The sequence below is a fragment of the Moorena producens PAL-8-15-08-1 genome (assembly GCF_001767235.1).
GTDB lineage: Bacteria > Cyanobacteriota > Cyanobacteriia > Cyanobacteriales > Coleofasciculaceae > Moorena > Moorena producens_A.
The window spans coordinates 3,121,054-3,146,483 of the sequence record NZ_CP017599.1 but is presented as its reverse complement, the minus strand read 5'-3'; the positions used below and the strand labels follow the sequence as shown (position 1 = coordinate 3,146,483).

General features: G+C 43.6%; 29 protein-coding genes and 1 pseudogene. 13 read left to right on the top strand and 17 right to left on the bottom strand.

What is annotated here, in order from left to right:
• The first annotated feature begins 115 nt into the window (after positions 1 to 115).
• Positions 116 to 3,832 carry a hybrid sensor histidine kinase/response regulator gene (locus BJP34_RS11865; protein ID WP_229424325.1) on the top strand — a complete coding sequence of 1,239 codons (3,717 nt, stop codon included), beginning with the start codon at positions 116 to 118 and terminating at the stop codon, positions 3,830 to 3,832.
• Here the strand turns inward: BJP34_RS11865 and BJP34_RS39420 are convergent.
• Both BJP34_RS39420 and BJP34_RS48710 read right to left on the bottom strand, forming a co-directional pair.
• Positions 3,829 to 4,047 carry a hypothetical protein gene (locus BJP34_RS39420; RefSeq protein ID WP_149030927.1) on the bottom strand — a complete coding sequence of 73 codons (219 nt, stop codon included), beginning with the start codon at positions 4,045 to 4,047 and terminating at the stop codon, positions 3,829 to 3,831. The two genes, BJP34_RS11865 and BJP34_RS39420, sit on opposite strands and share 4 nt — an antisense overlap.
• A 17-nt stretch (positions 4,048 to 4,064) precedes the next feature.
• Complete coding sequence (locus tag BJP34_RS48710; protein WP_267876542.1) at positions 4,065 to 4,196, bottom strand: hypothetical protein; 132 nt, start codon at positions 4,194 to 4,196, stop codon at positions 4,065 to 4,067.
• A 43-nt stretch (positions 4,197 to 4,239) separates the two neighbouring features.
• Between BJP34_RS48710 and BJP34_RS43000 the strand changes: the two genes are divergently transcribed.
• The 3 genes from BJP34_RS43000 to ureG all read left to right on the top strand — a co-directional run bounded on the left by BJP34_RS43000 (position 4,240) and on the right by ureG (position 5,703).
• Positions 4,240 to 4,380, top strand: coding sequence for a hypothetical protein (locus BJP34_RS43000; RefSeq protein ID WP_158517146.1), 141 nt, complete (start codon positions 4,240 to 4,242; stop codon positions 4,378 to 4,380).
• 118 nt (positions 4,381 to 4,498) lie between these two features.
• Positions 4,499 to 4,957, top strand: coding sequence for a chemotaxis protein CheW (locus BJP34_RS11860; protein WP_070392531.1), 459 nt, complete (start codon positions 4,499 to 4,501; stop codon positions 4,955 to 4,957).
• A gap of 143 nt (positions 4,958 to 5,100) precedes the next feature.
• A complete protein-coding gene (gene ureG / locus BJP34_RS11855; protein WP_070392530.1) occupies positions 5,101 to 5,703 on the top strand; it encodes an urease accessory protein UreG in 603 nt (200 codons plus the stop codon).
• 528 nt (positions 5,704 to 6,231) lie between these two features.
• Here ureG and BJP34_RS48705 read toward each other — a convergent pair.
• Positions 6,232 to 6,366, bottom strand: a complete 135-nt coding sequence (locus tag BJP34_RS48705; protein WP_267876541.1) for a hypothetical protein — start codon at positions 6,364 to 6,366, stop codon at positions 6,232 to 6,234.
• Positions 6,367 to 6,655: 289 nt separating this feature from the next.
• Here BJP34_RS48705 and BJP34_RS50415 point away from each other — a divergent pair, with 289 nt between their 5' ends.
• The 6 genes from BJP34_RS50415 (at position 6,656) to BJP34_RS11835 (ending at position 9,841) form a co-directional block, all read left to right on the top strand.
• On the top strand, positions 6,656 to 6,814 hold the full coding sequence (locus BJP34_RS50415; protein ID WP_418904136.1) for a helix-turn-helix domain-containing protein: 159 nt from the start codon (positions 6,656 to 6,658) through the stop codon (positions 6,812 to 6,814).
• Positions 6,762 to 6,965 (top strand): hypothetical protein, encoded by a 204-nt coding sequence (locus BJP34_RS50410; RefSeq protein WP_418904184.1) that lies wholly within the window; start codon positions 6,762 to 6,764, stop codon positions 6,963 to 6,965. Before BJP34_RS50415 ends, BJP34_RS50410 begins: the two co-directional genes overlap by 53 nt.
• Entirely contained in the window at positions 6,956 to 7,723 is a 768-nt protein-coding gene (locus tag BJP34_RS50405; protein WP_418904135.1) for an RNA-guided endonuclease InsQ/TnpB family protein, read from the top strand. The genes BJP34_RS50410 and BJP34_RS50405 overlap by 10 nt, the downstream gene beginning before the upstream one ends.
• Positions 7,716 to 8,033: a zinc ribbon domain-containing protein gene (locus tag BJP34_RS50400; protein WP_418904134.1), complete on the top strand. Its 318-nt coding sequence runs from the start codon at positions 7,716 to 7,718 to the stop codon at positions 8,031 to 8,033. The genes BJP34_RS50405 and BJP34_RS50400 overlap by 8 nt, the downstream gene beginning before the upstream one ends.
• A gap of 76 nt (positions 8,034 to 8,109) precedes the next feature.
• Positions 8,110 to 9,183, top strand: a complete 1,074-nt coding sequence (locus tag BJP34_RS46385) for a hypothetical protein (RefSeq protein ID WP_070392528.1) — start codon at positions 8,110 to 8,112, stop codon at positions 9,181 to 9,183.
• Between the two features lie 475 nt (positions 9,184 to 9,658).
• Positions 9,659 to 9,841: a hypothetical protein gene (locus BJP34_RS11835; protein ID WP_070392527.1), complete on the top strand. Its 183-nt coding sequence runs from the start codon at positions 9,659 to 9,661 to the stop codon at positions 9,839 to 9,841.
• A 187-nt stretch (positions 9,842 to 10,028) separates the two neighbouring features.
• Here BJP34_RS11835 and BJP34_RS36600 read toward each other — a convergent pair.
• The 10 genes and pseudogenes from BJP34_RS36600 to BJP34_RS11795 form a co-directional block, all read right to left on the bottom strand.
• Positions 10,029 to 11,453: pseudogene (locus tag BJP34_RS36600) on the bottom strand (IS4 family transposase).
• A 91-nt stretch (positions 11,454 to 11,544) separates the two neighbouring features.
• Positions 11,545 to 12,696, bottom strand: coding sequence for a DUF4157 domain-containing protein (locus BJP34_RS11825; RefSeq protein ID WP_070392525.1), 1,152 nt, complete (start codon positions 12,694 to 12,696; stop codon positions 11,545 to 11,547).
• Between the two features lie 223 nt (positions 12,697 to 12,919).
• The gene (locus BJP34_RS11820) at positions 12,920 to 13,120 is read right to left on the bottom strand and encodes a hypothetical protein (RefSeq protein WP_070392524.1); all 201 of its coding nucleotides are present in this window, start codon (positions 13,118 to 13,120) and stop codon (positions 12,920 to 12,922) included.
• A 99-nt stretch (positions 13,121 to 13,219) separates the two neighbouring features.
• Complete coding sequence (locus tag BJP34_RS48700; protein WP_267876540.1) at positions 13,220 to 13,342, bottom strand: hypothetical protein; 123 nt, start codon at positions 13,340 to 13,342, stop codon at positions 13,220 to 13,222.
• 221 nt (positions 13,343 to 13,563) lie between these two features.
• Positions 13,564 to 13,740: a hypothetical protein gene (locus BJP34_RS42995; RefSeq protein WP_158517145.1), complete on the bottom strand. Its 177-nt coding sequence runs from the start codon at positions 13,738 to 13,740 to the stop codon at positions 13,564 to 13,566.
• Between the two features lie 103 nt (positions 13,741 to 13,843).
• Entirely contained in the window at positions 13,844 to 14,173 is a 330-nt protein-coding gene (locus BJP34_RS36595) for a hypothetical protein (protein WP_083305109.1), read from the bottom strand.
• Between the two features lie 119 nt (positions 14,174 to 14,292).
• Entirely contained in the window at positions 14,293 to 15,030 is a 738-nt protein-coding gene (locus BJP34_RS11810) for an alpha/beta fold hydrolase (protein ID WP_070392522.1), read from the bottom strand.
• A 315-nt stretch (positions 15,031 to 15,345) separates the two neighbouring features.
• A complete protein-coding gene (gene fldA, locus BJP34_RS11805) occupies positions 15,346 to 15,858 on the bottom strand; it encodes a flavodoxin FldA (protein WP_070392521.1) in 513 nt (170 codons plus the stop codon).
• A 451-nt stretch (positions 15,859 to 16,309) separates the two neighbouring features.
• Positions 16,310 to 17,812, bottom strand: coding sequence for a chlorophyll a/b binding light-harvesting protein (locus tag BJP34_RS11800; protein WP_070392520.1), 1,503 nt, complete (start codon positions 17,810 to 17,812; stop codon positions 16,310 to 16,312).
• 213 nt (positions 17,813 to 18,025) lie between these two features.
• The gene (locus tag BJP34_RS11795) at positions 18,026 to 19,078 is read right to left on the bottom strand and encodes a chlorophyll a/b binding light-harvesting protein (protein ID WP_070392519.1); all 1,053 of its coding nucleotides are present in this window, start codon (positions 19,076 to 19,078) and stop codon (positions 18,026 to 18,028) included.
• A 103-nt stretch (positions 19,079 to 19,181) separates the two neighbouring features.
• Between BJP34_RS11795 and BJP34_RS11790 the strand changes: the two genes are divergently transcribed.
• Together BJP34_RS11790 and BJP34_RS42990 are read left to right on the top strand one after the other, a co-directional pair.
• On the top strand, positions 19,182 to 19,793 hold the full coding sequence (locus BJP34_RS11790; protein ID WP_083305108.1) for a Crp/Fnr family transcriptional regulator: 612 nt from the start codon (positions 19,182 to 19,184) through the stop codon (positions 19,791 to 19,793).
• Entirely contained in the window at positions 19,778 to 19,954 is a 177-nt protein-coding gene (locus BJP34_RS42990; protein ID WP_158517144.1) for a hypothetical protein, read from the top strand. Before BJP34_RS11790 ends, BJP34_RS42990 begins: the two co-directional genes overlap by 16 nt.
• On the opposite strand, the gene BJP34_RS11785 is transcribed toward BJP34_RS42990, so the two are convergent.
• Together BJP34_RS11785 and BJP34_RS11780 are read right to left on the bottom strand one after the other, a co-directional pair.
• Positions 19,920 to 20,513, bottom strand: a complete 594-nt coding sequence (locus BJP34_RS11785; protein ID WP_070392518.1) for a glutathione S-transferase family protein — start codon at positions 20,511 to 20,513, stop codon at positions 19,920 to 19,922. The genes BJP34_RS42990 and BJP34_RS11785 overlap by 35 nt on opposite strands.
• Before the next feature lie 209 nt (positions 20,514 to 20,722).
• Positions 20,723 to 22,606 carry an aspartate kinase gene (locus BJP34_RS11780; protein ID WP_070392517.1) on the bottom strand — a complete coding sequence of 628 codons (1,884 nt, stop codon included), beginning with the start codon at positions 22,604 to 22,606 and terminating at the stop codon, positions 20,723 to 20,725.
• A gap of 252 nt (positions 22,607 to 22,858) precedes the next feature.
• Between BJP34_RS11780 and BJP34_RS47305 the strand changes: the two genes are divergently transcribed.
• The gene (locus BJP34_RS47305; RefSeq protein WP_229424324.1) at positions 22,859 to 22,972 is read left to right on the top strand and encodes an LETM1 domain-containing protein; all 114 of its coding nucleotides are present in this window, start codon (positions 22,859 to 22,861) and stop codon (positions 22,970 to 22,972) included.
• 11 nt (positions 22,973 to 22,983) lie between these two features.
• Here BJP34_RS47305 and BJP34_RS11775 read toward each other — a convergent pair whose 3' ends face one another.
• Both BJP34_RS11775 and BJP34_RS11765 read right to left on the bottom strand, forming a co-directional pair.
• Entirely contained in the window at positions 22,984 to 23,814 is an 831-nt protein-coding gene (locus BJP34_RS11775) for a DUF3050 domain-containing protein (protein WP_083305107.1), read from the bottom strand.
• A 398-nt stretch (positions 23,815 to 24,212) separates the two neighbouring features.
• Positions 24,213 to 25,415 (bottom strand): 4-hydroxybenzoate 3-monooxygenase, encoded by a 1,203-nt coding sequence (locus BJP34_RS11765; RefSeq protein WP_070392515.1) that lies wholly within the window; start codon positions 25,413 to 25,415, stop codon positions 24,213 to 24,215.
• Between the last annotated feature and the right edge of the window lie 15 nt (positions 25,416 to 25,430).

Genomic DNA, 25,430 nt, shown 5'->3' with positions numbered 1-25,430 from the left:
TATAAAAACTAATAAGACTATCATTTTTTAGAATAATCAGGTAGAGATAAATTTTTTTATTTTATCCCGATTCCCGATTCCCGATTCCCGATTCCCCTCCTGGGAGGGGTTAGGGGTGGGTTCCGATTCCCTACTCCCTACTCCCTACTCCCTACTCCCTACTCCCTACTCCCTAAGAATAAAATACCTCACCCAATTGACAACTGCTCTAATGACTAATGACCCGAAAATTCGTGAGCAAAGCTATCGCTACTTTCTCCAGGAAGCACCGGAACTGCTGCAAGTCTTGGAAAACGATTTGCTGAGTTTGTCAGAAAACTATAGCATCAATAAAGTCAACAACTTGATGCGGACTACCCATACCCTCAAAGGCGCAGCAGCTAGCATTGGCTTGGAAACAATTGCCACGGTAGCTCACTCCTTGGAGGATGTTTTTAAAGCTCTGTTTAATCCCGACTTGTCCATTGATCCAGACATTGAAGCCTTACTGTTTCAAGCTTATGAGTGTCTACGTCTACCTCTGACTGCTGAACTCACAGGGGGGCAAATCGATGACACTGAAATCAAGAATCGAACTGCTGCTGTTGTTGCCCAACTCCAAGAGAAGCTGGGGGACTGTTTTGGTCACGAATCCTATCTACCCACCTCACTAGAATTGGGCTTCGACGTCACCCAGTCCATATTTGAAGTGGGGGTTAGCCAAGGGTTAGACCTAATCCAAGCTGCCCTAAATAGTCACAATCCCACTGAAATCAGCATCACAGTTCGCCACCAAGCAGACATTTTCTTGGGGTTAGGGGAATCCCTTAATCTACCAGGGTTTGCCGCTATTGCCAAAAATGCGATCGCAGCCCTAGACAACCATCCAAATCAGGTGGTCACCATTGCCAAGACCGCTTTGTGTGATTTCGTTGCAGCACAAGCAGCGGTGCTAGAAGGGGATAGGACTCAAGGTGGTCAACCTTCTATGGTTCTGCAACAACTAGCTGACCTTAGGTATTCAAGTCAAAATTCACAATTGACAATTCAAAATGAATCTTCTGTCTTGGGCAACGGAAAAGAACAAGACCTTAATCGAGTTGAGTCCGGACTAGAAGAAGTAGAAGGTGTTGTTAATAATTCTTCCGTTACTCATCCAGAATCTAACAGAAGGAAACAGTCCCAACTTGTGGAAATGATCTGGGGAGAGTCAACCCCACTAGATGAGCAAACCTCTGACCAAAGTAAAAAGTTGCAGAGGTCGAAGCAAACACAGATAAATGTCTTGGATGGAGAGATAGCCTCCCCTGAGCCAGAAGTCGGCACAGAAAAAAATGTTGTTTTCCACAACATGGGGATGATTGATGGAGATAATGAAAATAAAGAACAAGGACAAGAGCCCGAAATTATTACAGACGAGATCATCCCGCCCATAGGCAATGCCAGAAATTCCCCTCTAAACTCTTCCCATCTCGCCATAACTTCCTCCAACCAACATCCCAGCACACCATCATCTAGGGATCTATCTGGTACTGTGCGGATAAATATTGAGCATCTAGAATACCTGAATTACACCATTGGGGAATTACTAACCAATCAAAACCGCCAGTTGCTCGAAAATGAACAACTGTTGGCGGCAGTGCGAGTACTCCTTAATCGTATCCAGCAACATCAACAAGTGCTTGAGCAAGTACAAGATTGGTACGACCGCCTGTTTATTTTGAGGCAACAACAGCAGATTAGGCAAAGGTTGCAGGTTAGCAAGTTTAATGTTGAAGGTTTAAACAAAAATAAAGCTACCGACCCAAATCTTAAGTCTTCTTCCTACTCTTGGCAAGAAAAAACGTTGCAGGTTAGCAAGTTTAATGTTGAAGGTTTAAACAAAAACAAAGCTACCAACCCCAATTCTGCTGCCAACCTACCCTACTCGAACGCCAAAGCCGAACAACTTAATAACCAAGGCCTATTGGCCACGCTAGGCTCTCAACCTGCCAACTTTCAACATACCAACTTTCAACCTACTAACCAAGGCCAAAAGGCCACGCTTTCGGCAAAGCCGTTCGCGAAGCGTGGCCTACGGCCTCCGCTGCGCGAACGCGAACAAGCCACTAACCTTCTTGATACAGACTATTTCGATGACCTGGAACTAAAACGTTATAGTACACCCGAGCTTGAGATCCAGTCAGTTCTAGAAGAAGCTGTACAATTAACAGAAGCTGCCCTAGACATTGAGCTGTTCAGCACCCAATCCAGTAAGACTCTCGAACAACAACGTCGGTTGTTAACCAACCATCGTGATGTCTTGATGGACGCCCGGATGTTGCCTTTAGGGGAAGTATTTAGCCGTTTCCCCCCTGTCCTCAAGCAGTTGTCAGCTTCCCACCATAAGCTGGTCGAGCTAAAAATCTCTGGTCATGATGTTTTAGTGGATAAAGTTGTTGCCCAGAAGTTGTACGACCCCATGCTGCATCTTGTGCGTAATGCTTTTGACCACGGCATTGAGACTCCTGCTCTACGACAACAACAGGGCAAACCAGAAAAGGGATTAATTGAAATCAGTGCTTGCCATCGGGGCAGACATTTGGTGATTGAAGTGTTTGATGACGGGCCAGGGTTGAATTTTGAACGGATTCGCCAACTAGCAATAGAACGTGAACTGATTGACCTGGAACAGAGTAATAGACTCAGTGAGGCTCAGCTGAGGAATTTGTTGTTTGAACCAGGCTTTTCCACGGTCTCTGGGGTGAATAACCTCTCTGGACGTGGTGTTGGTCTTGATGTTGTCCTAAACCAGGTCAAAGCTCTCAGGGGTTCCGTCCAGGTTGATTCTTCTCCTGACCTTGGTACCAGATTTAGACTACAAATTCCCCTGAGTTTAACCATAGATAAGTTACTCCTGTGCCAGGCTGGTAACCAAGTTTATGGTTTAATCACTGATCAAGTCTCCCAAATTATTATTCCTCAGGAAAACCAGCTCCGAAGTTGGAAAGATGGTAAAGTTCTCTACTTGGGTACCGGGAGTGATCAACAACTGGTTAAAGTCTACCAACTTGGGCAAGTCCTAGATTATTCCTCTGTGCTTTCTCCATTCTCGGTAACCCATCGGCATCAGCCTGTTGTTCCTAAAGAGACGATTAGACCGATTATTCTGATCCATTACCAGGATCAGCTTGTCGGTCTGGAAGTAGACCAACTGCTCGGAGATCAGGAGTTGGTGATTCGTCCTTTCGGGACAATGATTGTGCCACCCCCCTATGTGAATGGGGGCAGTATTCTGGCCGATGGTCGGTTGACATTGGTGCTGGATGGGACTGAATTGATCCAGTACCTGTCTGAGCAGCAAACCAATGCCAGTCAAAGGTTACAGGTTGGCACATTGAAGGTTAAAAGTTTAAGCCCAGATCAAGCCACCGAACCGATAGAAACCCTTTCGCAAAAGCAGCTTCCACCTTCAACCCTTGAACCGTTCTGGCTCAGACATAAATCAAAGGTACTCCTGGTAGATGACTCGATCACCCTGCGCCACACTCTAGCCATGACCTTAGAAAAGAATGGCTATCACGTGTTTCAAGCCCAGGATGGTTATGAAGGGATTGAACAACTACAGCATCAGACAGACATACAGTTGATAATCTGTGATATTGAGATGCCTCGCATGAATGGGTTTGAATTTCTCAAATACTGTCAGCAAGATCCTGCTTTGGTAGATATTCCTGTCGTTATCCTCACATCCCGCAGTAACGATAAACACCGCTTGATTGCTGCACAGTTGGGGGCCAAGGCTTATATCACTAAGCCCTATTTGGAACACAAATTGTTGACAACAGTAACCGATGTTGTTGAGCCCATTTAACCCTTAATAAGGGAGTAGGGAGCGGTGCGACCCGTGGCGAATTTAATTCGCCTACGGAAAGCGCACCGAGGGAGTAGGGAGTAGGGAGTAGGGAGTCGGGAGTAGCTGACAAGGGTAGGTTTTTTACAAAGGGGCGAGTAAGTACTTTTATTAGGTATAAATTGATAAAAATATGTATCAAAATACACAATTATTTCCGGGATAATTCTCCCCATTTACCGCTCTTCCCCTCCTAGGAGGGGTTAGGGGTGGGTTCCGACTCCCGATTCCCGATTCCCGATTCCCGATTCCCGATTCCCGACCCAAATGTAAAAAACCTACCCCTGTGAGGTAGGGAGTCGGGGGAATAAAGACTATACTGCATAAGTATTAAGTACCTGGACAAAAATAAACCTCCCTATATTAACTTGTGTAAAGTTGCCAAAAGTCCCTCTGCTCCCTGCTCCGAAGTCCCTGCTCCCTGCTCCCTATTTAAAGAGTTAATTTTAGTTTTGTCCGACTACTTATCAACAGTATATTCAACCCTATATCCTGGAAGGATTTGGTAATTTTTAATTAGTAATTTATCATTAATACGTAATTTTTTTTAGCCTAACAAATTCTCAAAAAAATAAAAGTTTCCCTTTTCATAAATATTACTAGCTATAATAAGGTTAAATAAAGGCGATGTTATACAATAATTCAAACCTAGAAAAATTCATGGTTTTTAAGATTGCTGACTATTCCCTATGTCTTGGGATTAGGGATGTCCTGAAAGTGGTTAATTTTACCACTGAAATCAGCCGGGAGATGACAACCATGGGATTAGTTCAGCTAGGCAAGCATACGATTAAAGTTTGGGATTTACATCAGCAGTTGGGCGATGGTAGTTTACCTCACCGAAGCCCTAACCAAAGGTTCTTAGTGATTATTCGTCCTAGGGACTCCGAACTTTGGGGAATTTTTGTGGATGATCTGCCTAATTTGGTGGAGTTACCCCAAGACATGATGCGACCTATCCCGAAGTCTTACCGTCAGGCCAGTGTTCTGGAGATGATATCTCATGCAGCTGTTATACCAAACGAAGCATCTACTCAGAAAATTTTTCTTTTGGATTTACAGCAAGTCGGTGCCTTGACTCCTTAATCGTCACTAGAAAACGCTATAATAAAAATCTAAACTTACCAATTACCATTTGTTAATTGTTAATTTGTAGCAATTAACATTTTTTTTATGGCTAATGACCAGAAATAAACTACACTATTAAAATTAACTCTAAGTTAGTTAACATGAGTACTTTTCGTGTTGGTATTGCTGGTCCAGTTGGTTCAGGGAAAACTGCTCTATTAGATGCATTGTGTAAAGCCCTGCGAGACTCTTATCAAATCGCTGTGGTCACCAATGATATATATACTCAGGAAGATGCCCAGTTTTTAGTTAGGAGTCAGGCTCTAGAAAGCGATCGCATTCTGGGTGTGGAAACAGGGGGTTGTCCCCATACTGCCATTCGGGAAGATGCCTCCATGAACTTGGCAGCCATTGAACAGCTGGAAAATCGGTTTACTGATTTAGACTTGGTGTTCCTAGAAAGTGGAGGGGATAACCTAGCAGCAACCTTCAGTCCAGAACTAGTAGATTTCACGATCTACGTTATTGATGTCGCTGCTGGGGATAAGATTCCTCGTAAAGGAGGACCAGGAATCACCAAGTCTGACTTGCTGGTGATTAACAAAATTGATCTGGCACCTCAGGTGGGAGCAGATTTGGGGGTGATGGAACGGGATGCTAAAAAGATGCGAGGAGATAAACCCTTTGTGTTTACGAATTTGAAAACTAAAGAGGGACTCTCTACAGTGATTGACTTGATAAAACTTGACATGGGCGCTTATTAAGTCCCTTGAGAAGCTGGTAATAAAAGTGTTGGAATAACACCTAATGTGATCATCTGATCATGGGTGGTGATGATACTGTTTTATTTGTTTGTATTATAGCATTTATCCCTTGGTTGAAAAATGCTAGATAATTAATTATTATCTTATAGTTTAGCAATTTTAATCTACGACAAAAAAAGTATTAAATTATACTTAAATTTAGGTAAGCTGGTAGAGCCAACCTGATCCTGGTTGACTACCAAAAAGTCAAGTAACTGTGTGAACGCCAAAGGCGTGGTAGAGCTGAACGCACCTCATCGTGACCCTCATTTCTAGCCAGATTCAATCACTGGGATCCCTTGCTTTCCAGGGTTTCCCTTTAGGGAGTATTATGATGTCGAGATAATTATCCTTAATACAAATGTCCCTCGGTGCGCTTTCCTTGTCTTGATGCAGTCGCTGGGGGAACGGCAGTCGCTCATGGTTTGAAGTTACCGTAAGACAGGCTCGCCTTAATCAATAAGTTTTACCCCTTTTCTGCATAGCCTATCAACCATAAAGGCTCAACGTAATCAGGTTTCGTCTCCGGGGGGACCCCCAAGACCGCGCTGCCTCCCCAAGACCGCGCTGCATCGCTAGGCGAATTAAATTCGCCACGGGTCGCACCGCTCCCCATCTCCCCATCTCCCCATCTCCCCACACTTACCAAAGTTCCTACACTTCCCGCGCCCGGGCTCGACACTTTTATTATGGGTATTCAACAACAATCTCCACAGCCCTAGGAACTTATCGGAAGTAAAACTTAACCAGTTAACGGATAGGGGAGTTTGAGGGGTCTATCCATCCCCACCCGTCCCAGGGATGGGGATGGATAGACCCCTGGCCATAGGCCACGCTACGCGAACAATCTTTTAGCAGCAGTTGACACGTTACTAATAAATGCATATAATATTAACTAAGGTCGATAATAAAGATGAGTGCAGTGAAACATAAAGCCGTGAAAGTAAGAATTTATCCAACTCAGGAGCAAGTTCACATTTTGACTCAGCACTTTGGTTGTGCTCGTTGGTGGTGGAATTATGCACGCTTTTCACTGTATAGAAACTTACAAGGAAACTGGCAAAGGACTTAAGCAATCTGCACTCAACTCTATGTTGCCAAAACTCAAAAAAGAAAAAGAAACCGAATGGCTAAAAAATTGCTACTCTCAGGTCTTACAGTCTGTGAGTCTTAATCTTAGCCGTGCATACCAAAACTTTTTTGTTCGCGAAGCGTGGCCATAGGCCAAGGCAGGGCGAAATATCCAAGATTTAAGTCATACCATCATCGTCAGTCAATCCAATATCCCCAAAAGGTCAAGCAAGTAGGTGATTGCCTTAAGTTTCCTGGGAAGTTAGGTGTCGTTAAGGCAGTGATTCATCGACCATTGGACGGAGAAATAAAGACTGTAACTGTCAGTAAAACTCCGTCAGGGAAGTACTACGCTTCTGTCCTAATGGAATACGACTCAGATGGGGTACAACCTTCCGTGAAAGGCAAGGTTATTGGTATAGACTTAGGTATCAAAGATTTTGCGATCACCTACGATGGCGAAAAGACCTCTAAATTTGTCAATCCTAAACACTTAGCTAAGTACGAAAAGAAGTTAGCTAAAAAACAGCGTATTGCTGCCCGGAAGAAGAAAGGAAGTAACGGGCGCAAAAAAGCTAGAAAAATTGTAGCCAAGGTATACGAACGGATTGGAAATGTCCGCCAAGACTACCTACATAAGCTATCTAGAAAGATAGTTGATGACAACCAAGTGGTGGTAGTCGAAAACCTAAAGGTGCGCTTTCCGTTGGCGAATGAAATTCGCCACGGGTCGCACCTAAATGTCAAGGGCATGGTTCGTAACCACAAACTAGCTAAAGCAATATCTGATCTAGGCTGGAAAACTTTTGTGAATTTTCTTTCCTATAAATGCGAAAGCGATGCAGCGCGGTCTTGGGGGTTTCCCCCACTCGCTATTGCATCAAGACAGAGAAGGAAAAATTTTGATTGAGATAGACCGATGGTTTCCCAGTTCTAAAACCTGCTCTAATTGTCATTACCAGATCAAAGAGTTGCCCCTTGATGTAAGGACTTGGATTTGTCCAAGCTGTGGAACTCACCACGACAGAGATGGTAATGCGGCCAAGAACATTAGAGCAGAAGGTATCAGAATGCTATCCTCCTCTGGGACGGGGGAGGTCAACGCCAGGGTCGAAGAAGTAAGACCAAGACGCGGACGTCCGTCCAAATTGAGGCATTCTTCCGTGAAACTGGAAGCCCCAACTTCGGCGTTCGCCGACGCTACGCGAACAACGAAGTAAGTTGGGGTAGTTCACGTCCATCTGATTGCCGTAATTTGATAGTCTAAAATATAATGGCTCCTTAATTCCCAATCCCATGGAAGTTGTTGTCCCCTTTACCCCTCCTAGTCGTCCAACCGAGTTTTCGGCTCTGGGCTATCTGTTTGGGCGATTTGACCCAAACCCATCTCAAGAGCCTAATCGATCAGTTAAAGGAACTATTGTTCTCAAACAAGGAATCAGCTTCAGTGCCTATATGCACCAACCCTTGTGGAAGAAATTAAGTACCAACCCCTCTTTTGGTGAGAAAAAAGTCTATCTGTGGCGAGTATATTTCCGCATCACCAAGGCAGGAAAACTCGCTCAAATTCAAATCAAGAAATTTATTCCCCTAGAAGGGAAAACTACTCTACGTCATTCTCCCAGTGACGAAAGAGTCGATCAGTTTCGGGTTCGTGGTTTAATTCACGATGTCAAGCCAGAAGCAGTCGTGGCTTATGTAGAACGCAATCACCTGCCTCCTAGAGGAAAAGCCAAAAGTTATCCATGGCAGCCTTTTTTGTTAAGTCTCCAGGGGTCTTTGCCAGAACCAGCAGAAAAGGATGATTTCTGGGAATTTTTTTGTAGACGAGTAGGGGAGCAACTCCACATAGAGGAAGCTCATCCAGTTAACGTAAATCTAGAAGACTCAAATTTCTATTCACATTACTCCGAAGAAAAAACTGACTATCAACCTCAACCAAGCCCTAACACTAAACCCAATGAAGTTATCATGATTCAAGGCAGAAAACCCGAAATCACCGTCAAGTTTACCGAAAGACCTAATTTACCGGAGCAAGGCAAGAAAGTTACTTTACTCCTCACTGGTGACAATGGCATAACCGTTCAGGCAGAACTTAATCGCAAGACCCTCAAAAAGCAAGTAGAAAAGATGGATAGCTTTGCTGATTGGGTAGCGGCTTTGAGTGGAAAGATAGCCAGGGTTTCTCCAGAAGGGGTAATTGAGTTAGAAGGTGCAGGAGTTAATGTATTTGAGAAAAAACCAAAAGTTAGCGAATCAACTGAGCCAAAAGAGTCTCAGAAGCCTTCTAGCAACCCAGAAACAAGTAAGCAAGAACAATCACAACAACCTGCTCAAAAGCAGAAGAAAGTGTTTCGTCTGATTGATTAGGATAGTCGAAAGTTTTAGGGACGAGGGAGTAGCCCACAGGGGTAGGTTTTTTACCTCAGGGTCAAACGGGGAGTGTGGGAGGGGTGGGAAGTGTGGGAGGTGTGGGGAGATGGGGAGATGGGGAGATAGGGAGATGGGGAGATAAAGAGATAGGGAGATGGGGAGATGGGGAGATGGGGAGATAAAGAGATAGGGAGATGGGGAGATGGGGAGATGGGGAGATAGGGAGATGGGGAGATAAATAGATGAGTAGCCGTAGTTTGCAGAATTGGAATCAGTAACACTAGTCTGACTTGGGACTTTTTTTTTGGGCCACTTTTTTGGGTGGTATGGGATACTTGTGTCTTGAGTACCTGTTCACAATCTCTTGATCACATCTTTAAGATTTAATTTATCGATAAATATTTTTATCAAGTTGATCAAGGTCTACTATAATAATCGAAGCTAAAAAAGAATCTTTCTCAAGTTTAACCCCATGACAATTAATCGACGAACAATACTACAAATTGCTGCTGTAGGTGGTTTAGGCACCGTAGCCGCTTCTAGTCTAATTCGCCCTGGTTCAAGCAAGGAGTTAATTGCAGCTGCTAGAGACCCCTGGGACAAAAGAATCCCCAGCCGCAGCAGCCGGGGTAGCGCTAAAGTATTGGTTTACTGACTTATGCCAAAGGTAGCATTGTAGGTAATGAGATGTAGGAGTTTGGATTCTGAAACACTCGTTTTTCAGGGATTTTTGGAGCTGAAATAACCCCGAATTTAATACGTTTAATGGTACTAAATAACCGCAAGAAATGTTACTTAACCTTTTTATTTCTCATTGTTTTCCTCAAGGGGTGACAACAAGGCTACAAAGCTCTCTGGACAAGGGATAAAGCGTTAAGTCCTCGCTGAAAATTGAGCCGTTTGTGTGGTTTGAGGTTGATCAAACTGAAGGCTAAATCGAACCATAAGGCTAGGGATTGGACTACTAAAGGAGCATATAATCCAATCGAAAAAGAACTATGTCGCGGACTTAAACGTTTTAGTTCAGTCAAAAGTTACCGTAGAAGAGTGGAGCCTTATTACACAAGATTTAAACTTTTTATGCATAACCTGCCGACATTAAAGGCTCCACTCTTCAAGGTTTCGTCTCTAGGACGACAAATATATTCAGTGACTCCGAGATTTTGTAAAGATTCTCCGTGTAAAGTTGCCAGAGTATAAGCAATAGAAATTAGTAAAACAATGGCTTTTAACCGTCGCTCATTCACTTTTGTATTTTCGAGAGGTGCGCGAACCGTAGGCGAATTAAATTCGCCACGGGTCGCACCTCATTATAGCCTCCCGTTTTTAAATCTCTGAATAAGGTTTCGATACCCCATCGAGCCCTATAGACTGATAGAGTCCGTGGTAAGCTATTCAAGCTCGTCAGAATATACCAAGGTTCTTTACTGCCTCGACCTCGATATTTACGCTGTCTTGATGCAGTCGCTCATGGGGGAAACCCCCAAGACCGCGCTGCATCGGTTCCAATAAGCAGCTAAATTAAAGTCACCGAGCTGATGGGCTTTCGTGCAAGAAATATTTTGATAAAATCGAGACATTCCTGGCTTTATCTCTAAAGTTTTGAGGGCTCGATAAACGGCATCATCATCTTGAATGCAAGTGCCCTTAATAGGGACGTAAAGCAAAGTCTACTCCCCTTTGCTCCAACTAATGAGCCAGTTTGACACGCTAGATATTCTCGGTCGCCTAATAAGAGGACTGGATAAGGACGAAGTAGCCGTAAAACCGGAGCTAAAACTTTTTTTTGTTGCTGTAAACTACTATTGCCTTTTTTGGGCAATAGTTGCCAATAAACAGGAATAGCATGATTACCCCAGGCTAAACTCAACATCATCAAATTTCGCTCTTGCCATTGAGTTCGATCCAGCAATTTTTAACAGATATCCCTGATGGATGAGATTGAGTTTTTTACCCCGCCTTCGTTGTGCTCGATTCGGGGCTCTGCGGCGAACTTCTTGTTTTAGAAGTTGTTTGATGATGGGAAACCATAAAAGTTTTGTACTTAAGTTAGGCAAATTCAAAAAACGTTGAAGATTCCTGACCCGACTTTCATATTTGATGGGTTGGGGGAATAGTTTAGCTAAGTGAGATAAACGGACATTATGATAATTTTGCAAGAGTAAAATTAACAATTGTAAAGTCAAATATTGACTTTGATTCAGATGAGTTTCGAAGACAGTCTGGTAGAATTGTTCGCGTAGCGTGGCCGAAAGGCCAGGAAACATATTTGATTCTGGGGGGGTCACGAGCGCCCCCTGATTTTTTTAGTAAAGGTCTAGCTTAAACCCTTATTCTCTCTAGTTTACAGGTTTGTTGTCACCTCTTGAAATTCTTTTTAAACCATTGTTGTCCCGCCTCTACAAAATTTCTTACAGTTGGTTGAACAACGTCCTGTTCGAATTTATTCTGGAGAAACTGTTCTTGACTGTTATTTTTGAAGATGTCATTGATATCTTGTTCTTGATTAGTCATCGAATTATTCAATGTTTTGAATAGCTTTTCACTTTTATCATTACTCCCACTCATTTGAATTGGTTGTTCGTTTATTGGCAAGTTCTTTTTTTTATTGGCTTTAACCTCTTTGGTTTCTTGGTTTTTCAAAAGTATGCTATTTGGTTGACTAGCTTCAAGTTGGTGTTCTTGCTTCTGTATAGCTTTTTTCCCCATGACATCTGCTTCACGCTCTAAACCTCTGTTACTATTTACACTAAGCCCTTTCATCTTAAATTCTTCTTTCACACGACCTTGCATCTGCTGCACTACATGCCACGCTTCATGAGGTACATGCCGCTCCTGTCCAGGCGCTACTTCAATCGATTGACCCTGAGTATAAGCATGGGCTTTTAATTGAGCTGGTTTGGCTGAATTGTAGTTCACACGTACCCCTGAGAGGTCATAACCAGATAGACTTTCTATTCCTTCCTTGATATGGTCTGGTAACCCTGTCTTGTTTTCCGTTTCCCTTTTGTCTTCCTGACGCTGGACAGGGGTTTCTGTAGTACTCCTTCCTTTCTTTTGTTGGGCTGCTAATTTGTCCTTAGCCACAAGCTGTTTTACCTGTAAATGCGATCGCATTCTTGGTTGAAAAGGTGTTTCCGAATAATTTCTCACTGGTATCTTTGTCAAGTCCGCTTGAATTCCCTTATTTGGTTTGACTACGAAATCTGGTGGTTGCCTTAAATTTGGTTTGACTACGAAATCTGGTGGTTGCCTCAAATTTGGTTTCACTACGAAATCTGATGGTTGCCTCAAATTTGGTTTCACTACGAAATTTGGTGATTGCGTCAAATTTTTTGCAGGAACCTCATGCACTGCACTTCGTTGCAATATCCAACTGTCTTTTGATTTCTGGGATTCCTGAGTTTTTGCAGGAACTCTACGCACGGCACTCCGTTGTAGTATCCAACTATCGTCTGACTTTTTTTGAGGTTCCTGATGTTTTCGGTGAACAAATTGACGACGTACCATGGTTTTTCTCTGTTTTGGGTAAGAATAATTTAATTTTGCCTTTAAGTATTCTGAACAGCCATTTCCGCAATAAATATTAACTGTAAGGGTTAAAACAGAGTAAGAGGGTAATTATCCTTGTTGTTACTAACCTCCTTCCAGCAGGAAGTTTTTGTTTCATAAATTAAAAAACCTGTTCATTGCTGAACAGGTAGTCTTTTCACAGTTTGTACCTAAACTACCATCAGGTTGCTTTCAAGCTCGCTAGCTGCGTAACCAGAGCATGTGCTTGCTTATATATTGAATCCTTTCGACCGGTTTTGGTAGTATCCCAAGCAATCTCTACCGTCTTGGGTATTGAGCGCGTCTCAACGTAAAGCTCAACCACAGCACGAGTCTGCAACTCAGTTAAAGCCTGATTCCGAACATCTGGTAGCGGAAACATTACCTGTTCACGAGCTGGGAGGTTTGGTAAATATTCAGTACTGAAGTTCCCCCAAAGTTTGAGCTACTCTAAACCTCAATCCCAAGCTCTGTGGCGTTCCTAGGCTTGCCGGTACTTATTGCTACTGGGTACATTATTATTGATAATGCTCACAACGTTGAGCTGAAGAGCGTTTGAGCGATGCAGCGCGGTCTTGGGGGTTTCCCCCATGAGCGACTGCATCAAGAAGCGATTTGGTTCTCGAATAAAAATGCGACCAGTGCCTATAGTTGGATTATATTCCAATTGCAGACATACTTCAAGAACCAACATGGGTACACAATTTTTTGGCTCAATCACTATATCCCTTATGGGGAGAGCCTTTCACTGGTCTAGTAGTACAAATGAACGGGGGAACTTCAGTCTTAATGCAGCGCAGTCTTTGGGGTTTCCCCCAAGACCGCTTAGGTGCGCTTATTTAAAAACTGTTCGCGTAGCGTGGCACAGGCTTCTAGCCTGTGATGTAGCGCATTAGCTGATAAGTGTTCCCGTAGCGTAATACCAGTTCTCAAAAGTAGCGTCATACTTAGAATCAAAAAATGACCATATACATTGGCTTTAGCCATCTGTATGTATGTCATGACTTTTGATTTTTGGTATAAGCCACGCTTTGCGAACGCTTCCGGAGCCTAGCGTGGCCTACGGCCAATCGCATCTGAAGCGCCAGAGCCGAACGCATTATCGTCACACAATTTTAGACGTAGCTTGATGACTACACTTACACCGTCGTGAGTTAACCCTAGCAGGATTGAGAGTTGCTTCATAGTCATAACAATTGATTGCTTCTTCTGTTAGCGCCTTTGACGGATGTACTGTACACTTGAGGCGATAATCTCCAGTAAAAAAGGCGCAGCGACTACAGGGAATTTGATGTAATTGTCTCAGATGAGCGACACCGTCTAGAAAGGTGACCCTAATCCGCCATAACGCTATTGCGATTAATGTCCAAGCAGCTATGCAGCACAGAAACGTTGCCAAATGTTGGATAACCGGAAAAAGAAGTATCTCGAACATGGATAACTACTAACTAATAGGATTTTAATTTATTTATGGATGCTACAGATAGTTTCAGGATTCAGCCATCAGCCATCAGCCCTTAGCTGATAGCTGATAGCTGATAGCTGATAGCTTACCTAACTACTAATCGCTAATGGCTCAGGGACTGGTGATGATAGGGATTCCCAAAACCGGACGATTTGCCGTCCTACTCGCTGGGGATGGAAATAGTGGCAGAAGTGACCCCCTTCGGGATATTCCCATAAGCGATCGCATTCTTTTAACCAAGATTTCCATCCTTGCAAAGCATTAGAATCAACAATAATGTCATCTTTGCAACCACATACCATTAATGGCACTTGCAGCGCTTTTGGTGGTACAGTAACCCGTTTATATAGGGAGTGAGGAGAGGGAGAATAAGCTAAATCCTGCTCTAGGATGGTTACTAAACCTTTAGTGATCTGGTGATTCTGATGACCAAAGATGCTCTTAACCATTTGGGTAAGCAACACTTGGCGAGTGCAGGGTAGAAGTTGGAACTGCACATAGTAGTGCGCTTGCCAGTCAACTGCGGGATTAACACCTACTGATAATAGAGTTAAAGACTGGACTTTTTCAGGATATTTACGGCTATACAGTAGTCCTACCAAACCGGCAGTGCTGTGGCCCACCAGATGGATAGGATGATCTGAGGTTTTGAGATAGTCATGAAGTAAGGTAAGGGCGATATCAAGAGAAGTTGGTTCATCTTGGTTTTGGCGATACTCCCACTGGCCAACTCGCTTTTGTTTAGACAAATAACGAATTAAAGGCTGATCAAAACGTAGAAAACTTGGACTAACATTCAACCAAAGGATATCAGGCAGAGTAGACATATAGCAAAGGGAGTAGGGAGTAGGGATTAGGGAGTAGGGAGTAGGGAGTAGGGAGTAGGGAGTAGGGAGTAGGGAGTAGGGAGTAGGTATCAAAAATTATCACAATTACTACACGGATCCCTATAGCAATTTTTTAATCACAAATCTTCAATAGGGGTGAAGCAATTTTTTATCTGTTGGGAAGTCATTAATGTTGACCGTTAACGATCAACTGTAAGTGGTCAATAGTCAACGGTCAACGTAGCTAGCTTTATAAAATAGAGACTGTTTTCAGGTTTAAGCTGAATGCTTACCAGCTTACAACGGTGGTAAAAACTAAACTCCAAACTCTTGTTTGAGTTGGGCTACCCAAGTTTTTATCCGTTTTTCAGTCAGTTCAGACTGGTTATCGTCATCGAGGGCAAGACCAATAAACTTACCATTTTTGAGAGCTTTTGATTCATTAAATTCGTAACCCTCATTTGGCCACTGTCCAACGGTGCTACCCCCCAATTCGGAAATTTTGGCTTCTAGAATACCAATGGCATCCATAAAATTATCAGGATAGCCCTCCTGGTCTCCAGTCCCAAAGTAGGCAACTTTCTTACCACTAAAGTTGATATTATCTAACTCTTCAAAGTAGCCATCCCAGTCAGCTTGTAATTCCCCAATATCCCAAGTAGGACAGCCGATGATGATATTGTCGTAGTTTTCAAAATCGCTATTTTCAGCCTCTTCTATTTTATGTATAGTGACGACATCATCACCGCCAAGTCCTTCTTGAATTTCTTCAGCTGCAGCCTCGGTTTTACCGGTTTGAGTACCGACGAAAAGACCAATTTTTGACATTTTTATTTACTCCTGATTGATGTTGATTAGATTCTTATCCCCACAGGGTACTGACTCAGTCAGTATGGTTTCCTCCAGCATTTGTATTTGTTGCCCACAGTGGCAGCAATAGTAGTAAATGCCAGTGGCAGGTGGAGACATTCATCTTGGTTATGGCATCCGTCTTTATTAACGCCTTCTAGGTCGTTTAAAATTTATCAATAATTTTTATCAATAAATGGAGACCAAAAGGAGGGATTATTGTCTGTTGCCATAGTTTAGGTCAAGGTTGCACTTAACCTGGCTGTCACTATCGGACGGATGAACCGTTAGTTATATGTAAGCTAGGGAAAAGAGATAATGGGGTTAGGGTTCACATGGCTTCCTAGCCCCAGACAGCTCCTGTTTTAAGAAGCGTATAGAATGCTCCATTAATTACTCTAGCATTTGTTGAGACTTCTTAGCAACTATTTTAACCCATCATGCCCTGAATCATACTGAGGTTATTGACCAGCAGATAGGCAAAAATCGCTCCTCCTGCGCCACCAACTAGAAAAGCTCCAGCAAACTGACTCCATCCGTCAGCAGTTTGGATAGTTTCTGGTACCTCGGGTACCTTGGTAACGAATGTGGGTCGAGGTACAGTTTGCAGCTCTTTCTTAAAGGTGACTGTACCGTAGATTGATAGGCCGATGGTCGCGATTACAATCAGAGCAATAGCTGCTGTTACACCAGCTAAGTTTGCCATCTGTGAATCCCGCAACGGTCCTAATTTGGCAAACGGACCAAAGATAAAATACCCATGAGCCATGCCAATTTCTAGACCCCTGGACAGGGGAGAAAGACCGGGACGGTAAATAGGTAGGTTTTTGAGGAAGTTAAGGCTAATATCTGAGGAGTTAATTGGGGTTGCCAAGTCACCAACTTGGGGATTACTCCGAGGGATAATCAGCTCACCTTTTTTGAAGTCAAAACCAGCTTCTGCTCCTCGCGCTCGGATAGCATGCCAGATATGACCGAACAGAAACAACACGGCAAAGACAAAGTGGAATGCTGCCAACCAACCGCGAGCAGATACGATGCCATCACTGGATTCTAAAGTGCCTACTGGACCATAGAACACTTCCGGATAAACGGTGTCATTGACCATGACAAAGTAGGCGGCAAAAATTCCCATGTAGGCCAGGGCCCCTAAGCTATAGGAGAGATAAGCTTCTCCGGAATAAACCAAAACCTCACGTGCCCAGTTAAATGGCTTGGTCAAAATGTGCCAGAAACCACCAGCAATGCAGATCGAACCAATCCAGATGTGACCGCCAACCACATCTTCTAAATTCTTCACGGCTGCCATGCCTTCTGAACCCGATGCACCAACTAAGTAGCCAAAAATTTTGACAGGGCTAAGGGTGGGATCGGTAATCACTCGTACATTGCCACCGCCACTCGCCCAGGGGTCAAATAGTCCACCCCAAAACATGGCTTTAGCTACCAACAGCCAAGCACCAACCCCCAAAAGGATGAGGTGAATGCCGATAATGGTGGTCATCTTGTCGGAGTCTTCCCAGTCATAGCCAAAGAAACCAGCAAAAGTGCCATCATTGGTTAATTTATCTGGGGTAAGCAGGGAATGGTAAAGTCCTCCAGCTCCGAGCACTGCTGAGGAAATCAAATGCAACACCCCAACCACAAAATAGGGATAAGTGTCGATAATTTGACCACCAGACCCAACACCCAAGCCTAAGGAAGCAAGGTGGGGCAACAAGATTAATCCCTGGTCATACATCGGCACGTCAGGGTTGTAGCGAGATAGTTCAAACAGGGTCATTGCTCCTGCCCACAGGACTATCAAACCAGCATGGGCAATATGAGCGCCTAGCAACTTACCGGATAATTCAATAAAACGAGCATTACCTGCCCACCAGCCGACTTTTGAGATTTGGCCTTGGTTGGGACTATCAGCAATTACTGCTGTCATTGATGTACCTCTTTGAGAATTATTTGCATTTTGATTTGGTCAATAAAGTGCTATTATATACACACTTTATTAGAATTAATTGCATTAAGCTGAATTTAACAGGACTTACGCATTTGCCCCCGTGGGTCCCCCAATTCTGGGGGACTTTGACATCATTACCCCCCAGAATTGGGGGCTAGGGGGGCGAAATAAACTTAACCACGTAAGTCCTGTTTAAGTAGTAGCTTCAGATGCGATCGCATTCTCAACTACCTGACCCCGGCGAAAATCAAACCCAGCTGCTCGCAAAGCATGCCAAATATGACCTTGGAGGAAGAAAAACCCAAGGAAGAAGTGAGCATTAGCTAACCAACTCCGGCAAGAAAGGGAGCTAGAGTTAGGATCGGCAAAGTAGGGGAAAACACCCAGTTTAACCGATAAAGCAGGACCATAGAAGACTTCTGGGTAGACTACGGTGTTAACAGCGCAGAAGTACGCGGCAATAAAGCCCATCAGCGCCAAAGCGCCCAAGCTGTAGGAAAGATAGGCTTCTCCAGACCAAATAAAAAGACCCCGCGTCCACTCAGATGGCTGAGTCTTGATGTGCCAAAAGCCACCGCCAATACACAGTAGACCAACCCAAATATGACCACCAACTACATCCTCTAGGTTACTGACTCCAGCAATCCAGTTCTTGCCCACAGTACCAAACAGATAACCGAAAATCACTGCTGGATTGAGGGTAGGGTTGTTAATGACTCGCACATTCTCCACTGCTGGATCGTACAACCCCCCAAACGCGATCGCTTTAGCCACCAGTAGGAAAGCTCCAAATCCCAGTAGAATCAGGTGAATGCCAATGATAGTGGTCATTTTGTCCCCATCTGCCCAGCTATACCCAAAGAAGCCAGACCTGGCTTCTAAAGTTTCCGGACCACGGAGGGCGTGGAAGATACCACCAAAGCCGAGAAATGCTGAAGAGATCAGGTGCAAAACACCAATCACAAAGTAGGGGTAAGTATCGACTATAGCTCCCCCAGCACCAACGCCCCAGCCTTGAGCTGCTAAGTGGGGCAGCAGGATTAACCCTTGTTCGTACATGGGTTTGGCAGGATTGAAGCAGGATAGTTCAAACAGGGTTATTGCTCCGGCCCAGAAGACGATTAGACCAGCATGGGCAACATGAGCCCCCAATAATTTCCCGGATAACTCCGTCAGGCGAGCGTTACCTGCCCACCAACCATACTCTCCCTCTACTAATCGGGAACTCTCAGCAGTGTTTGCCACTATCTACACCTCCTAGGCTTTTATTGAAAAATATATTCAATAGCTACTTGGAATAGCTTACACTACTGGTTAAGGAAAATGAAACCTATTTTTATTAAGAATCATGACAATTCGCAGATTTGGTAAGGTATCAGAGCAGTCGTTAGTGACTCAGAACCCTGTCATCACTAGGTTGAAGCCATCTGTTCATCTCTTTAAGCGCCATGACTTGATTGCTCTAGAACCCGATCAACTATGGGTAGTTCAACAGGGTGTGGTGAAAACCTTGACCTGGAATGACGAAGGAACAGTAATTACATTAGGATATTGGGGAGCTGGGGATGTAGTGGGGAAATCTTTGTCTAACTTGCAAACTTACGAGATCGAGTGTTTGACTAGGGTTAAAGCGCAATGTCTGTCTTTGTCTCAGTCTTACCGCTTATCCGAGGCTATTGTTTGCCATCTGCGACAGACAGAAGAGTTGCTGTGTATCATTAGAACACCAAGAGTCTCTCAGCGTTTGCAACAGTTTTTGAGTTGGTTAGCCCGGAAGTTTGGTCGTCCCGTCTGTAGTGGGCAACTTATTGACATACCAGTCACCCATCAAGAACTAGCTGAGATGATTGGTACCACACGAGTAACCATCACCAGGCTGATCAAGCAGTTTGAGGAAGAAGGGATAATCAGTCGTCCTCGTCGATACTGTATTGTATTGCACGATTGTTCTCAATTGTAATTGAAAATACTATTAATGGCGCTAAACTAAGCATACTACCTGAAAAGGATACCCCTAGCGCCATGGACGTGATTCATTTACGAACTGATGGTGGAGAGGAAATTATGCGATTGACCTACGGTCACGCTACGCGATCGCAATGTAGCCTGGTAATTGCTTAATCCGCTCCATCCAAGACAGCACATTGGGGTAAGCATCTAGAGAAATCTTGGCATCTGGTGAGAGACTAACATAGGGAAAGCAAGCAATATCGGCAATTGTGGGGTGACCTAGTTCCAGCCATTCCCGATCACTGAGGTGGTTGTCGAGCAGTGTCAGGATAGTTTCCGACTTTTGTGTTGCGACCTCGATGTTAACGGTTTGTACATTAAACTTGTAATAAAGTCTAGCAAACTCTGGACCCTGGCGAATCTCTCCTGCAGTTGTAGATAGCCAGCGCATCACTCGACTCATGGCTTCAGGCTCCAAAGGCAGCCAGTCTTCGTCACCATAGCGCCGTGCTAGATATACTAAAATAGCTTGGGCATCCTGGAAGATTAAATCTCCATCGGTGAGAACTGGCACTTGTCCGAAGGAATTCAATTCCAGAAACTCTGGAGATTTGTGTTGACCATTGTCCAGGTCAACCCAGACAGTCTCGTGTTCTAACCCAAGTAGTGACAGCATTAGCCGCACTTTGTAGCAATTGCCAGATAGCTGGTAATCATAAAGCTTTATCATAATTGTATTCTCCTGATTTTTGCCTAATTTTTGCCTAATTTTTGCCTAATTTTTGGAAGTATAGCACTACCCATTAAGGTTAGGACATTGATACAAGCTGAAAAGCTAATGCACGTCAACTTTTGCCTCTTGCCTCTTGCCAATGCCATTGCGCGTAGCGCTATATTCAGCCGTCAACTTTAATTGTTTCCGACTCATTAGGCTACTTATTACCCTGCGTAGCTCGGCTTTGCTGGTGTAGCCAAACCCTTGGGGGTTTGGGGATAGTTTTTAACCAACGGGATGCTCCCCTTATGCACCGCGTTTAAAGCCTTAACTCCTTCTTCTTGAGCAACCACACAACTAATTTTAGTGTCCGAACTTGTAATCATCTGAATAGTTATTTGCTGTTGTGCTAATGCCTCAAAAAACTGAGCCACAACCAGGGGTTGTGCCACCATACCACCCCCAACTAGACTAACTTTAGCGATTTCTGTATCCACTAGAATCTCCCCACAACCAATACTTAGAGCTAAAGCGTTTAAAGCCATGGATGCTGCTTCAGCATCAGCTTGAGCCACCGTAAACGCAATATCACAGGTGGGGATACCATTAAGCCTATGACAGCGTTGAGACTGAATAATCATATCAACACTAATATTTTCTTGTGCCAGTCGTCCAAAGACTTTTGCTGCCATTCCCGGTTGATCTCGGACATGGCGAATTGTGATACAAGCTTGGTTGAGATCAACCACAGCACCGGATACTGGGGATGGGGTTGAACTGGTAGCAAACTCCTGAATTGAATCAGGTCCGAGCACTACAGAACGATCAATCTCAAAAGCCTGACACAAAGCAGCAACAGCGCGATCGCATACCTCAGCATTAATCACACAGGTGATCTTCAACTCAGAGGTAGAAATCATTTCAATATTAACTCCTGCCTCTGCTAGAGTAGAAAACATTTTAGCTGCAACCCCAGGACGTCCAATCATACCAGTCCCAGTAATTGCTACTGTTGCCATGTTCTGCTCTACCATCATTTCTACCTCTTGTGACCCTTGCCAAGGATCCCTGTATAAAGCAGAAGTAATCAACTCTTTGAGTTTAGTTTCACTCCCTGGAGCTCCTAAAGTCTCACCTTGTTCAAAACCTCTGTTCACTACCGTCAAAGCAATATCCTTACCATTGTCCTCCTGAATTGACTGAATAATCAGATTAACATCCAGATTGTCACGAGCAATTTCACCAAATAACCCTGCCGCTACCCCTAAACGATCCCGCCCTTGCCATCGGACTACTTTTACTTGATTTGTCTCTAATTCTACCCCATATACTGCCTTGTTAATCTCCAACCCTTTCAGAGAACGAGGTTTAGGTATCGGAGAAATTATCCTAGTTCCTGGTGCATTGTTCCAGCTTGAACGTACAACCAAAGGTACCCCATAATTACGAGCAATCTCTACCGCCCTAGGATGTAGCACCTTTGCCCCTAAACTCGCTAACTCTAGCATTTCATCACAAGTAATTTCTGGGATTAATTGTGCCTCTGGTACAATCCGAGGATCAGTTGTAAAAATGCCTGGAACATCAGTATAAATTTCGCACAAATTTGCTTTTAAGGCAGCCCCTAACGCCACAGCTGATATATCTGAACCGCCACGTCCTAGAGTAGTAATTTCAAAGTTCTCACCACTGCTCATACCCTGAAATCCAGCTACAACTACCACAGTTCCTTGATTAAGATAGTGCTGAATTCGCTTTGGCTGAATTTCCCAAATTCTGGCACGACCGTGTTCAGCATCAGTGATAATTCCTACTTGTGCCCCAGTTAAAGAAATAGCCGGTTGTCCCAATTCCTGCAATGCCATACTCAGCAAAGCAATTGATACTTGTTCTCCAGTAGACAGAAGCATATCCATCTCCCTAGCACTGGGATTAGTCGAGACTGCCTTCGATAAACTCAGCAAATCATCAGTGGTTTTACCCATAGCCGAAACCACTACCACCACAGTATGATTATTTTGGACTGTTTGCTTCACCCGCCGGGCAACTGCTTTAATTCTTTCAACTGATCCAACAGACGTACCACCATACTTTTGAATAATTAGCATGATCTAGCCTCAAATAAAGTATTACTTTTAAATTTATTTAAATTTACAATTAGGTTGTGATATTTTTATTGCTTTTATAATGAATAATCGAAGATTTTAATATGAAAATATAATTACTATAAACAAGTAACAGTAAACTTCGGACAAGGGAACAGTATGAAAGAGCGATTGAGCCCTATAATAACCTGAGTTAGATGACCCTTCCCTGTTCCGAAGTTCCCTGTTATAGCACTACGCATTAAAGTTAGGACATTGATACAAGCTGAAAAACTTTTGCCTTTTGCCTTTTGCCTTTTGCCTTTTGCCTTTTGCCTTTTGCCTTTTGCCTTTTGCCTCTTGCCTCTTGCCTCTTGCCCTTGCGCGTAGCGCTATAACTATTACATCTCAAGCAGGGCTATATCATTCTCTTTGTTGACCTGAATCAACTCAGCTACACCATCCCATAGAGCATAGCGTGCTTTGAGAGCATTCTCAGCAGAGTTGAAAGCTTGCTCCCACTTCACAGGATCATCACCACAAAGATTTTTTAAGAGTTTTTTCCCCATCGGAACATGTTGATCCTCATCCAGAAAATTATGCCTGTCTAGATAGAGACGCAAAGAATCCCAAGTAAATCCATAAAGACTATCTAAAGTAGCAATAACCTGTCTGAACATAGCAGGAATGATATCTTCTCGACCTAGTAGAAAAGCGGCAGCTACTTCATGGGTTGACTTAGTAGTAGTTTCCAAGGTGAATTTCACAAATGTTTTGGTTAATTCAGGTATCGAAAGAGAGGCTAGACTTTGCTCAGATGGAATACCTTTTCTAAGAGAATAGATAAACGTTTTAATTGGATTAGTATCAGCTCCAATTTCTCCCATCGCCACCATATAGAGATCATAGTGACTGATGTAATTTCCTGGTGAAACTTCATCAGTCTCTTCAGCTAAAACAATCTCATTGACCATCCTGGCAGAATTAATATCTGTCGGTGGCACCCAAGGTACATCCAAGCAAGTGACTCGGTGTTGAAGAGTCTTAATCAGAGACATAAAATCCCAAACAGCAAACACGTGAGACTCCATAAATATCTGTAGAGATACCAAGTCATTTAACTGTTGGTAAAGCGGGTGATTGATCAGAGCCATACGGCTTGGTTTAAGTTGTTCTTCCAGCTGAGCGTAATAGTCGAAACTCTTATAATTTTGCATTTCGATAATCTTCATGATTGGTCTCCTTAATAACCTATAGAGTTTTTTAATTGGGTGAGGCACATGTTTTTAGGGAGTAGGGAACAGGGAGTAGGGAACTTCGGATCAGGGAACTTCGGATCAGGGAACAGGGAAGAGAGAAGAGATAATAGTGAGGCAATTCATCAAGACAGGAAAAAAATTATGTATACCTCTCAGATAGGGCGGGAGCATGTCAAATTTGTAATTAGGTACATAGATCCCCCCTAACCCCCCTTAAAAAAGGGGGGAATTAGATTGAAAAGTCCCCCTTATTAAGGGGGATTTAGGGGGATCTGAATCAGGGATTAACAAAACTGACATGCACCCCTCCCTACTCCCTACTCCCTACTCCCTACTCCCTACTCCCTACTCCCTACTCCCTATTCCCTTTGCTAGATAATACCGACATAGTTTCTGGCAAAATCCCTAGCGAATGTAACCGATGTAGACAATTGCTTCAATTTCGATTCACTCAACTTATTGAAGAAACGGACATTGTCTACATCCTTCTCTTCAGACTTATGCAGCATATGCAACATCGAACAAGAGAATTCTTGAGCACGCCAAATATAGGGCAAACGAATTTCCGAGTAGCGTTTTAGGTAAGAAATATCCCGTTTTTCCTGGTAGTAACTTACCAATACTTCTCCGAGAACACCCGCATCCTGTACCGCCAGATTTAAACCTTTCCCACCGCAAGGTGTAATAATGTGACCCGCATCACCAGCTATCAATAAGCGTTGGTACTGTAACGGTTCCATAACATAACTGCGCATGGATAAAATCCGCTTGTCAAAGATTTCCCCTTCTTTCAACGTCCATCCCTTTTTCGCCAGACGCTTTGCCAAAGTCGTCCAAATGCGTTGATCAGGCCAATTTTTAAGCTCATCATCAAGTGAAACTTGTAAGTAATAACGAGAAATCTTGGTATTGCGCGGCATGTGAGCTCCAAAGCCATCATGATGCAAGCCATAGATGACATGTTTTGCAGAAGGTGGTGCGTAAGCTAAAACTGCCAGCCAGCCGTAGGGATGCTGTTTTGTGTAGATGTCTACCGCTCCGTCTGGAATTGATTGGCGCGAGAGTCCATGATAGCCATCACACCCTGCTACAAAATCAGCATGAATCGTGATTGTGGTGTCACTATCTTTATCATAACACTCAACAATGACGCCGTCATCGGTTTGAGTAATTTTTTTCCCTTCATGGCGTAACAATAACTTACCACCTGCATCCAGATATCTTTGAATCAGATCGTCATTGAGATCGCTTTGGGGATAAATGTAATGGACATCCCCATCAGCTAACTTTCCGTAATCAAAGACAACGCTGTAATCAGGGTAACGAAATTCACAGGTATCATGGGTATAGCCATTTTGGAAAATTGTATCCGCTAGACCATGTTTTTTGAGTAGGTCAACAGTCGTACTTTCCAGCACACCTGCCCGCGCCCTCGTATATATTTCTTCGCGGTTGTATCTATCCGCAATGATACAATCAATCCCATTTTGTAGAAGGATATTACCAACTACAATCCCAGCTGGACCGGAACCTAAAATACAAACTGATGTTTTCAATGCTGTACTATTAGTCATGGTTTAATCTACCTC

Coding starts and splice junctions, on each gene's coding strand:
- BJP34_RS39420 (WP_149030927.1), bottom strand. CDS start 4,047: ATGGGGAGAATTATCCCGGAAATAATTGTGTATTTTGATACATATTTT.
- BJP34_RS48710 (WP_267876542.1), bottom strand. CDS start 4,196: ATGCAGTATAGTCTTTATTCCCCCGACTCCCTACCTCACAGGGGTAGG.
- BJP34_RS11860 (WP_070392531.1), top strand. CDS start 4,499: ATGTTATACAATAATTCAAACCTAGAAAAATTCATGGTTTTTAAGATT.
- ureG (WP_070392530.1), top strand. CDS start 5,101: ATGAGTACTTTTCGTGTTGGTATTGCTGGTCCAGTTGGTTCAGGGAAA.
- BJP34_RS48705 (WP_267876541.1), bottom strand. CDS start 6,366: ATGGGGAGATGGGGAGCGGTGCGACCCGTGGCGAATTTAATTCGCCTA.
- BJP34_RS50415 (WP_418904136.1), top strand. CDS start 6,656: ATGAGTGCAGTGAAACATAAAGCCGTGAAAGTAAGAATTTATCCAACT.
- BJP34_RS50410 (WP_418904184.1), top strand. CDS start 6,762: ATGCACGCTTTTCACTGTATAGAAACTTACAAGGAAACTGGCAAAGGA.
- BJP34_RS46385 (WP_070392528.1), top strand. CDS start 8,110: ATGGAAGTTGTTGTCCCCTTTACCCCTCCTAGTCGTCCAACCGAGTTT.
- BJP34_RS11835 (WP_070392527.1), top strand. CDS start 9,659: ATGACAATTAATCGACGAACAATACTACAAATTGCTGCTGTAGGTGGT.
- BJP34_RS11825 (WP_070392525.1), bottom strand. CDS start 12,696: ATGGTACGTCGTCAATTTGTTCACCGAAAACATCAGGAACCTCAAAAA.
- BJP34_RS11820 (WP_070392524.1), bottom strand. CDS start 13,120: ATGTTTCCGCTACCAGATGTTCGGAATCAGGCTTTAACTGAGTTGCAG.
- BJP34_RS48700 (WP_267876540.1), bottom strand. CDS start 13,342: ATGCAGTCGCTCATGGGGGAAACCCCCAAGACCGCGCTGCATCGCTCA.
- BJP34_RS42995 (WP_158517145.1), bottom strand. CDS start 13,740: ATGACATACATACAGATGGCTAAAGCCAATGTATATGGTCATTTTTTG.
- BJP34_RS36595 (WP_083305109.1), bottom strand. CDS start 14,173: ATGTTCGAGATACTTCTTTTTCCGGTTATCCAACATTTGGCAACGTTT.
- BJP34_RS11810 (WP_070392522.1), bottom strand. CDS start 15,030: ATGTCTACTCTGCCTGATATCCTTTGGTTGAATGTTAGTCCAAGTTTT.
- fldA (WP_070392521.1), bottom strand. CDS start 15,858: ATGTCAAAAATTGGTCTTTTCGTCGGTACTCAAACCGGTAAAACCGAG.
- BJP34_RS11800 (WP_070392520.1), bottom strand. CDS start 17,812: ATGACAGCAGTAATTGCTGATAGTCCCAACCAAGGCCAAATCTCAAAA.
- BJP34_RS11790 (WP_083305108.1), top strand. CDS start 19,182: ATGACAATTCGCAGATTTGGTAAGGTATCAGAGCAGTCGTTAGTGACT.
- BJP34_RS11785 (WP_070392518.1), bottom strand. CDS start 20,513: ATGATAAAGCTTTATGATTACCAGCTATCTGGCAATTGCTACAAAGTG.
- BJP34_RS11780 (WP_070392517.1), bottom strand. CDS start 22,606: ATGCTAATTATTCAAAAGTATGGTGGTACGTCTGTTGGATCAGTTGAA.
- BJP34_RS11775 (WP_083305107.1), bottom strand. CDS start 23,814: ATGAAGATTATCGAAATGCAAAATTATAAGAGTTTCGACTATTACGCT.
- BJP34_RS11765 (WP_070392515.1), bottom strand. CDS start 25,415: ATGACTAATAGTACAGCATTGAAAACATCAGTTTGTATTTTAGGTTCC.